Source organism: uncultured Tenacibaculum sp., assembly GCF_947495995.1.
In the GTDB taxonomy this organism is placed as follows: Bacteria; Bacteroidota; Bacteroidia; order Flavobacteriales; family Flavobacteriaceae; genus Polaribacter.
In genome coordinates this window covers 79,379-90,463 of record NZ_CANMAX010000008.1, presented here as the reverse complement: position 1 = coordinate 90,463, position 11,085 = coordinate 79,379, and the positions used below count along the sequence as shown (strand labels likewise).

Annotated in this window: 2 protein-coding genes; both read right to left on the bottom strand. The window is 31.0% G+C overall.

Annotated elements, in window-relative coordinates; genetic code table 11:
* Positions 1–6 precede the first annotated feature (6 nt).
* On the bottom strand, positions 7–2,241 hold the full coding sequence (locus Q1A15_RS17415) for a carboxypeptidase-like regulatory domain-containing protein (RefSeq protein ID WP_299627076.1): 2,235 nt from the start codon (positions 2,239–2,241) through the stop codon (positions 7–9).
* Between the two features lie 110 nt (positions 2,242–2,351).
* Positions 2,352–10,961, bottom strand: a complete 8,610-nt coding sequence (locus tag Q1A15_RS17410) for a hypothetical protein (protein ID WP_299627074.1) — start codon at positions 10,959–10,961, stop codon at positions 2,352–2,354.
* Positions 10,962–11,085: the final 124 nt, after the last annotated feature.

The window sequence follows — 11,085 nt, the reverse complement described above, 5'->3', positions numbered from 1 at the left end:
GAATTATTAATTACAGTTACCAGATTGTATATCAGTAACTGATGGATTATTAGCATTGAATGTGTTATATAATGTGCCGTATGTTCCATTAATAAATAAATTAGACAACGCACAGAAGTCAGTAAGAGTTGAGTTCTGACTAAAACTTAAGTCTCCACAAGAGATTAAATTTTCTAAACCATCTAGAGTAGTAATATCAGAGTTAAAAGAAGCTATGCCACCAACTGAAGTTAAATTATTTAATCCCGAAAAAGAAGATATATTATGGGCACCAAATAAGATAAATTCATCTCCAACAGAAGTTAGGTTGTCTAATCCTGAAAAAGAAGTGATATATGTTCCTATAAAATTAAGACTTCCATGTATGGTTGTTAAATTGGTAAGATTTGTAATTGAAGTTAAGTTATCATTTCCAATAAAATTTAAATTTCCACCTAACGATGTTATATTATCTAGTCCAGATGTACTTGTTAAACTATCATTACCTCTTAACTCAATACTTCCTGAAAAATTTGTGATGTTTTCTAAGCCATCAAGCGTAATCAAACCATCACAATCATAAATATAAATATCACCCAAAATTGATAGATTGTTCAATCCTGTAAGTGATGTTGCAGAGATATGATGAATATTCAAATTTTCAATAGTATTTAATGAATTTAGCCCTGATAAGTCTGAAATATCATTAGTAAAACTACTTTTACCAATATTTAAATCTCCATTTATTTGACTATAACCTAATAGAGCAAATACATTAATAGCATTTTGATTTTCTAATGTAACATCTCCTTCATAAGTTCCTCCAATTATATTTCCACAACTGTTTAACGTTCCTAAATCAGTTATTCCAGGTTGTAATGTTATGGATGTTGCATTAGTTGATTGATTGGTATCTAAATCAAAAACGATGAAATTATAAGCATTAGCGCCACAATATGAAAAGTTATAATCAATAGTTCCTGAAGATATTGGAATGATAGTTTGCTCTGAAAAATCCAATGTATCTTCTTTGTACAGTAACATGTATCCGTTTGTTATTGGATTGTTAGTACAATTTGACACTGTACCGGAAATTTGAGATACGGATATTGTATTTGATAGGTTTGGTACTGAAACTGTTATGGAAGTGTCTGAATTATATGGACCATAAACTTGTGAATGCAATATTTGATCTTGACAACCATTTGTTGAGCCATAGATACTAATAGTTACTTCTTCGTGTTTAGGAAATATACCGCATTCTTCACCAGCATCATTTGTATATCCAGAATAGATTAGTTGTCCAGTTGTGTTTCGTCTAATTTCAAAAAAGTTATTAGCAATAGGATGTGTAGAATTTCCCACAGTATTTTCATATTGTAACGTAAAACACATATTGATATCATCGATTGGGATGTCGCAATTCCACCATGTAAAGTGTGTTACTTCAGCTACATATTCATTTCCTATTCTAGTAGCAGTACCTTCTTCTTTCCAATAACCAACTTCTTCATCAAAATACCATAATGGAATCTCAACTGGTGCATTTGGTGTACTTGTTGATATTGGAAATTTTAATGTAGCTGGGGATGTTTCAGCAATATTTAATTCTTCTCCAGTTAATGAATATAAGTTTACAGCTAGCATTCCATAGGTTTCCATTGCTGAAGTAGCACCATTTTCACGTTGTCCGAATAACATTCCAGGCATTTCAGTAAATGTTGATTCTTGATTTGGTTCTAAGTAATGAACAGAAACGTTTACTTCTCCGTTATATGGATTTCCATTTGAATCTATAAAATCGCCTCCAAAGGTTATACTTGAACCATTTACTAGATTTAATTCTGATGGATTTTCTGAAGAAATATTACTCACTATATTTTTTTCGAGTAAGGTAATTTGTACATCATTTGTACTATTTGAATTTGGAACTAAGGCTCTGCTGGCTTGAATATATCCATCTTTTGAAACTTTTATTAAGGCAAAGTTTTCATAAACAGTAGCATTGTTGAAAGTGAAAATTCCGTTATGATCTGTGTAAGTACTTTCATTACCAATGGTTATTAAAACGTCTTTGATATTTTGACCATCTTTATTAATTACTCGTCCAAAAAAGTTTGAAGTAATGATAGCCCCAAAATTGGCTATTGCAAATTCTTCATTTGTAATATTCTGATTGATTGATTCTACAGTAAAATCGTCATCTTTTTTACAGGATAATACGAGTATAAAAGAAACCAAAATTAACGTAATTTTTTTCATGTTTTGGGGATGTTTAGTTTAGATTTTATGTGTAATTAAAAAACTAATACCAATTGACCACTCTTTTATTGAATGTCAATTGGCATTAATTTTACAGGAATGAAGACAATTTAAAATTGTTCTCCTTTTCCAATATTCGGATTAAGTAAGTTATTGATATCAATATTCTGTACTTGTCCGTTCATATCTAAATCGGCTTTATTATATCCAGAAACTCCTAATAATTGAATAATTGCATTGGTATCGATATTCTGAATCTGTCCATTTTCATCAAAATCTCCAGAAAGTATTGCAAAAATTCCACTTCCCATATCAACTAGAGCATTGGTTCCTCCTAAAACCATATTTGTATCAGACGATAAGTCTAAAGAAGTTAAATTAGAAGATAAGCTTATTGGAGATGAGGTCATAATACTCAAATGATTCCTGTGTTTTATAACGATATAATAATTATCTGATGGAACATCGAAACTAAGTGGAGTATTACTGTCTGTAACATCAACAATATCTCCATCTCGTTGTAAAACTCCAGATTTTTGATCAATAACAATACTTGTGTCATCAGCATCTCTAAGTTCTACCCAAATCCAATCTACCATTGAATTAGAACCTGCATCATCTTCTTTAATAGCATCAGAAATAGTAGCGCCATCACTGTATGGTGTTGTAGAACCGTAAACACCTCCTAAAACACGTAAATCATCACGCATTAAGCTTTCTTCTCCCGTATTAGGATTTAGAAAAGCACCTTGTAAGTATACCTTTAATGCTAGTTGGATATCTCCACAATTTGTATCGCTATAACTGGTTCCATTGTCTTTATCAAACCACCAAGTAGTACTATATGAAGCATCATCAACTAGAACGCAGCTTAATAAATTTCCTCTAAGATGAATGTTTTCAATAGTAGTGTTATTACCACTCTTAAGATTTAAATAGGTTAGTTTGTTACCTGATAAGTTTAATTCTTTTAATGCAGTATTACTAGATAAATCAAGAGCAGTTAAGTTATTTCCTGCCATTCTTAATTCATATAACAAACTGTTCTTACTAAGATCTATAGTTGTAAAGCTATTATTACCGATATGTGCTGTTTCAAGTAATGTATTATTGGATAAATCAAGAGTCGATATTCCTGCATTATATGAAAGACGCAGATCAACTAATGCTGTATTTTTAGAAAGATCTATTGACGTTAGCGACATAGCATCTAATCTTAAATACTCTAATAAAGTTAAGTTAGTAAGATCTATACTTGTAGCACTATTATTTCCAACATCTAAAGAAGTAAGTCCTACGAAATCTTCAATTCCTGTAAAATCTGTGATAGATAAATTAGTTACATTTAACGTTGTAACTTCTTCAATTAATATAGTTGGAACCTGTCCATCATTTGAAATATCATCATAACCTAATCCTTCTAAGGCAGCTTCAAAATTAGTGTCTGGAATAGTAGTATAACGACAGTAACCATCGGTAAAACTTGTAGTACCATCAATATCTGTCCAATTTGTTTTACTGTATGTGGCATCGTCTACAATAATACAAGTTAAGTTAAGGTTGTCTTCAGCTCTAAAAGTAGTTACATTCGTATTGTTTCCGTTTTTCACATTTAAGTAACTTAAATTGGCATCATGTGCATATAAATTTTTCAAAATTATTTGCTTACTTAAATCTAAAGATGTTATACCTGTATCATTTACACGTAATGTTTCAATATTTGGATTATTACTCAAATCCAATTCGGTAATATTTGTGTTATCAACACGTAGTACTCGTAACACAGGATTATTAGAGAAATCAATAGTACTAATTTGTGTACCGTAGCATTCTACTGTTTCTAAATCAGGATGAACGCTGAAATCAAAAGAAGTAATATTCGTAGAATACCCCTTAAATTCGACCAGTTTTGTATTCTGACTAATATTTAAACTTGTTAATCCACCATTACCATTTACTAATAATTTACGTAGCGAAGTGTTCTTAGTAAGATCTAATGCGGTTAAGTTACTCCCCGCTAAGTTTAAAATTTCTAAAGCTGTATTTTTAGACAGATCAATTGAATTGATAGAGTTACTATCAGCAGTTAACGTTTTTAGAAGTGTATTCTTAGTTACATCTATAGCTGTTAAGTGATTCAATCTACAGTTAAGAGATGTTAAAGCTATAAAATCTTCAATTCCTGTTAAATCATAGATTCCTTTATTAGGTAGTGCTAAACTTGTTACTACTTCAATTAAAGCAGTAGGTACTTGTCCGTCACCAGAAATATCGTCATAACCTAAAGCTTCTAACTCTGTTTCAAAATTAGCATCAGGAATTTGTGTGTAACGACAACCTGTACTACTAAAATTAGCAGTGTCATCTATTCCCAACCAATTTGTTGTACTATAAGCAGTATCGTCAACATTAATACAGGTTAAATTAGTATTTCCAGTTGCAATAAAATCAGTAACATTAGCATTGTTACCATTTTTTACATTTAAACTAGATAAATTGTTGTTGTTTACTGTAATTGAAACTAGTTCTGTCTGATTGCTAAGATCTAAATCTGTAATAGAATTGTCTTGACACCAGAAAGATGTAAGCGCTGTATTTTTAGTAACATCAATTGCTGTTAAACTGTTACTACCACAACGTAAATCCAATAAAGCTGTGTTTAAGGATACATCTAAACTCGTAAGATTATTATTGTTACACTCTAAATAAGTTAATGCTGTGTTTTTTGAAACATCTAATGTAGATAAATCATTAAAAGAACAAACTAATATATCTAAATTTGGACTGTTACTTACGTTTAAGGTAGTAATAGGAGTGAACTTGGTAATTACTGAAGTTAAATTTGGATTGTTTGATAAATCTAAACTTGTAAACGAATTACTAGCACAATTCAATGTTTTTAAAGCTATAAAATCTTCAATTCCCGTAATATCAGCAATAGATTTGGCAACGATAGTTAAATCTTCAACAGTTTCTATTAAAGGAGTTGGTACTTGTCCATCACCAGAAATATCATCATAACCTAATGATTCTAAAGTAGCTTCAAAATTTGCATCAGGAACAGTTGTATAGTTACAATAAGTATCGCTAAAACTCGTAGTATCATCTACATCTGTCCAATTTGTGGTACTATAAGATGCATCATCTACTAAAACACAATTTAAACTTGGGTTATTTTCTATTCTAAAAGTAGTAACATTCGAGTTATTTCCATTCTTTACATTTAGTGAACTTAAACTAGTGTCGTGTCCCCACAACTGTTTAAATGTTATATTATTACTTAAATCTAGGCTAGCAATTCCTGTATTATTAATACGTAATGTTTCTAGTTTCGTATTATAGCTTAAATCTAAGACAGTAACATTTGTTTCATCTACACGTAGTGATCTTAATTCCGGATTGTTTGAAAGATCTATTGTAGATAAAGAGGTTCTGTAAGCTGAAAGTATTCTAAGCTCTGTATGAATACTTAAATCCAAAGTTGCTACACCAGAACTATATGTGTATAATTCTCTTAATTCAAGATTATTACTAAGATCTAAACTTGTTAAACCTCCATTTCCTTGTACCCAAAGGTCTCTAAGGTCTGGGTTGTTAGATAAATCTAGTGAAGTAATACTATTAGAACCAATATTTAAATTCCTTAACAAAATATTTTTAGAGACATCAATTGATGGTAAACTATTGTTATTAATGTATAAGTGTTCTAATACAACATTTTGACTCATGTCTAATGTAGTAAAATTATTACCCCTTGCGTTTAATGTAACCAATGCAGTAAAATCTTCAATTCCCGTTAATTCGTTAATTCCAAGATCGTTTACAGTTAATGAAGTTACTGTTTCAATTAAAGCTGTAGGTACTTGTCCGTCTCCAGAAATATCATCATATCCTAAAGTTTCTAATCTTGTTTCAAAAGTTGCGTCTGGAATAGCAGTATAACGACAATAGTTATTATTAAAACTAGCTGTTCCATCAATGTTTGTCCAATTTGTTGTACTCCAAGTTGCATCATCTACTAAAATACAAGTCAGTGAAGAGTTTCCTGTAGCAATAAAATCAGAATTAGGCATGTTGGTATTATTACCATTTTTAAGATTTAAATAGGTAAGGTTGTTATTCTCACACTCTAATCGAACTAATGCAGGATTGTTTGAAACATCTAAAGAAGTAAAATTATTATCTGCGATTCTAAGTTGTATTAAAGCTGGTAAATTAGAAACATCAATTGAGTTGAAGTTTACACGTTCAATTACAATTGTTTCTAATAACGGATTTTGAGAAACATCTAATCCAGTTAAAGCGGTATCTTGAAAAAATAGACTTTTTACGTTTGGATTATTACTAATATCGATACTTGTTAAGTTTGAACAAGCTCTTAAGTTAATCGTTTCTAAAAGAGGATTACTAGCTACATTTACGGTAGTAAATAAATTATCTCTTAAGTTGATAAATGTTAAATCAGGATTCTGACTTAGATCAATTGTAGATAATTGATTATACCTTCCTTCAATACTAATTAATTTTGAGATTGAACCTAAATTTAAAGTTGTAATATTATTGTTGTCGAAATTTAAATTCTGAAGATTAACATTACTACTTAAATCTAAACTTGTTAATACATTCGTTTCTACATTCAAATCTGTAAGTGCAGTGAAATCCTGAATACCTGTTAAATCAGCAATATTTTGGTTACTCACGTCTAACGAGGTAACAACTTTAATCAATGTTGTTGGTACTTGTCCATCATTTGCAATATCATCATAACCTAAAGTATTTAATGTAGCTTCAAAATTGGCGTCTGTAACAGTAGTGTATTCGCAATAAGATTCACTAAAAGTCATACCAGAATCAATATTTGTCCAGTTTGTAGTACTATAATTTGAATCATCTACAATTACACAACTCAAGTTAGGAGTGTTATCTGCATGGAATTGGGTAACGTTGGTGTTGTTTCCATTTCTTACATTTAAATACTCAATATTCGTGTTATTTGCATAAACTTGAATAAGTTTAGATTGATGACTTAAATCTAAAGTTGTGATATTAGTACTGCTCGCTCTTAAAATTCTTAATTCTATATTATTAGTTAGATCAAGTGATGTGATACCTGTGTTATGAACCTGTAACTGATCTAAAACTGTAAGATTTGAAACATTAAGGCTCGTTAAATTATTATTATTGTAAAGTTGAACATTTGTTAGAAGTGGATTGTTACTGAAGTCATAACTAGTAATATCTGTGTTGTAAGCATTTAATGAGTTTAAATTTGGATTATTACTAATATTTAAAACTGTAATATCATTATATAAAATATCTAATCGTTTTAACAAAGTATTATTAGAAACATCTATAGAAGTTAATTCATTAGCACCAATAATTAGCTTTTCTAATTTAGTGTTTTTTGATAAATCGATACTAGTGATATTATTGGCATTTGCTGTCAACTCTATCAATTCTGTATTTAAGCTAACATTAAGTGTTGTAAGACTATTTGATTGACAACTCAATGTTTCTAAAGCTATAAAATCTTCAATACCTGTTAAATTCGAAATATTTTTATTTGCTACACTTAAGGAAGTTATATTTTCAATAAAACTTGTTGGTACTTGACCATCACCCGAAATATCATCATAACCCAAGCTTTCTAATTCAGCTTCAAAGTTTGCATCAGGAATAGTAGTGTAATCACAGTACAATTGATTAAACGATGATGCAACATCTATATCTGTCCAGTTTGAAGTACTATATGTTACGTCATCTACTAGAATACAAGGCACAGGTGAACCAGCAGTTTCAAATGTTATAATATTTGTATTAGCACCATTTTTAATGTTTAAACTTGTAAGTGTTGTAATGTTTTCTGCAAGTAAATATTTTAAAGCTGTATTATTTGATAAATCTAATTCAATCAAATTGGTATTATCAATTTCTAAACCTGTCAGATTAATATTTGTACTTAAATCTAATGTTGTAATGTCAGAACCTTCTAAATCTAATGAAGTTAAGTTAGTGTTTGCACTTGTATCTAATGTAGTAAGACTACAATCTGTACACATAAATTGAGTTAAAGCTGTGTTATTAGAAATATCAAGTGAAGTTCCAGAGTATTGTATTCTAAAATCTTCTAGTGCCAAGTTTTTACTAACATCTATGGAAGAAAAATTATTATTTCCTTGCCTGATCCAAAGTACTTTTAAAGCGGTATTATTAGTTAAGTTAATGCTTGTTAAATCATTTTGATTTGCTTTTAATTCTTCAAGAGCGGTAAAATCTTCAATACCAGTTAAATCTGTTACACCTTTACTACTAATATTTAATACTGTAAGCGTTTCAATTAAAGAAGTTGGTACTCGTCCGTCACCAGAAATATCATCGTATCCTTGAGATTCTAATACTGCTTCAAAAGCAGCATCAGGAATTGTTGTATAGTTACAGTTCGTTTCACTAAATCGTGTAGTTGACTCAATATTAGTCCAGTTAGTTGTACTATAAGCTAAATCATCTACAAGTACACATAATATAGGCGTACCTATAATATCAAATGCGCTAATATTTGTATTGTTTCCGTTTTTGATATTCAATGTTGTTAGCGTTGTAATATCTTGTGCATACAAATATTTAAATGAAGTATTCTTTGATAAATCTAACGCTACTAAACTTGTGTTTTCTAGTTCTAGAATTTCTAAGTTAGTATTTGTGCTTAGATCAAGTGAAGTAACTGGAGTATCTTCAAGATCTAAATGTCTAAGGTTTGGATTACCACTAGTATTCAAAGTTGTAAATGTACAGTCTACACAAGCAAAGCGATCTAAGGCAGTAAGGTTAGAAATATCGATAGCACTAGTTAAAGATCGAATTTGAAGATCTTCTAATACTGGATTATTACTTACGTCAATAGAACCAAGAGAAGAACTACTTGTCATTTGAAACAATTTTAAAGCAGTGTTATTAGATAAGTCAACCGAAGTAATATTATTTCCGTTAGCTTTTAATTCTTCAAGTGCAGTAAAATCTTCAATACCAGTTAAATCTGTAATGCCTTGTCCAGCTAATTGTAATTCAGTTACTACTTCAATTAAAGGAGTTGGAACCTGTCCATCACCAGAAATATCATCATATCCTAGTGCTTCTAATCGAGCTTCAAAATTAGCATCTGGAATTGCTGTATAAGTTGCTTGATTTATAGTTACTGTTCCTAAATCTAACACACATGAACCATTGTTGAACGTAGCTTTTAAGTCGTAAGAGCCTACTCCAAGATTTGTAATTTCACCTGTAAGAGCATCGTCATTAAATACATAAGGATACGTAGAACCGCCATCAATACTGAATTTAATTTCAGATCGAGTCGCTTCATCATTAAAATTCACTTTTATAGTTCCGTTATTTTGACTAATGAATGTTCCTGTAACTTCAGTTATAGATGCTGTTGGAGTAATAGTACTTGCTAATGGTACAAAATGTACAGCTCCTGAATTTGAAGGGCTGTCGTCTTCATTTTGTCCTATCAATAGGTTAGGATAAGAAACAACTACAGCTCTGTTAGAAAATTCATCCCAACCAGAACCTGTCGTTAACTTTCCTATTTGCGTCCAATTGTTGGTTCCGTCATCTTTAAAAATATAAACTGCATCTCCATTGGTATTACCAGAACCCCAAGTTCCTACATATAGAAATCCATTTTCTAAAGCTACCGCACTTCCAAAACGCTGATCTGTAAAACTATCTTTATCATCATTTTGAATCATTACTCGATTTTCTTCTAAATAATCTCCATTGCTATCTGCTTTATATACATAAACCCTACCTTGATCAGCTTCTGTAGTACTGGACACTTCAAAATTCATGGCACCTATCGCTAAATAATCACCTTCTACATCCATCTCCCAACCGAAGGATTCCGAAGTTTCTGTTCCTCTTAATCTATGAGTACGTGACCAAGTTCCATCATTGGCTTGATCCCAAATTTGAACAGATCCCGCTGAAAATCTTCCTACTGAAGAATAGTCGTAAGGTCCTCCTACATAAGCACGACCGTCTTCTAGAACTACAGTTTCACCAAATCGAGCACCATCATATCCTGATTGTACTTGAGGCTCTAACTTTGTTTCGGTATATGTAAATGTATTTGTACCGTCATTTTCAAATAAATATGCACATCCTCCTGTACATCCTTTACGAGCTCCAATAAGGATTAAATCACCTTCAATAGCAACCGAAGTTCCAAAGCGATTGTCTGTAGCTCCATCACTAGGCTCAAAACGTGCTACTTGAGTCCATGTATTTACGCCATTATATTCAAATAAATAGGCTGCTCCGGTATCTACATCATTAGTATCTAATTGCGAACGTGCTCCAACAACTAAATAGTTTCCTTCTAGAGCTACATCTGAACCAAAATTATCACCTGTAAAACTATCACTAGCAGTTATAATAGCTTGTTGTGTCCAGTTTCCTGAACCATCGTTTATGAAGATATAAACTTTACCTGCTGCTTCAGCATTACTTCGTGAAGATACAGCTGCAATATTACCGTCTATTGCAACGCGTTCTCCAAATCTATAGTTTGAAGTAGCATCAGTTGCTTTAAATTTTGTTGCTCCAACACTAGTTGTTGTTACTGTACCTGAAAATTTAGTTTCGTCAAAAAGACATGTATTTTGACTATAACTAAATAGAGTTAATAACATTGTAATAAAAAGTATTCTTTTCTTCATGATTGCTTTACTGGGTTTGAATTCAAACATGATGCAATACTATTCTATTTTTGAGTTAGTGCAAAGAAATGAAAGGGTGCAAATAAGGGTGCAAAAAATGATTTCTCCTATTTTATAAGGGTTG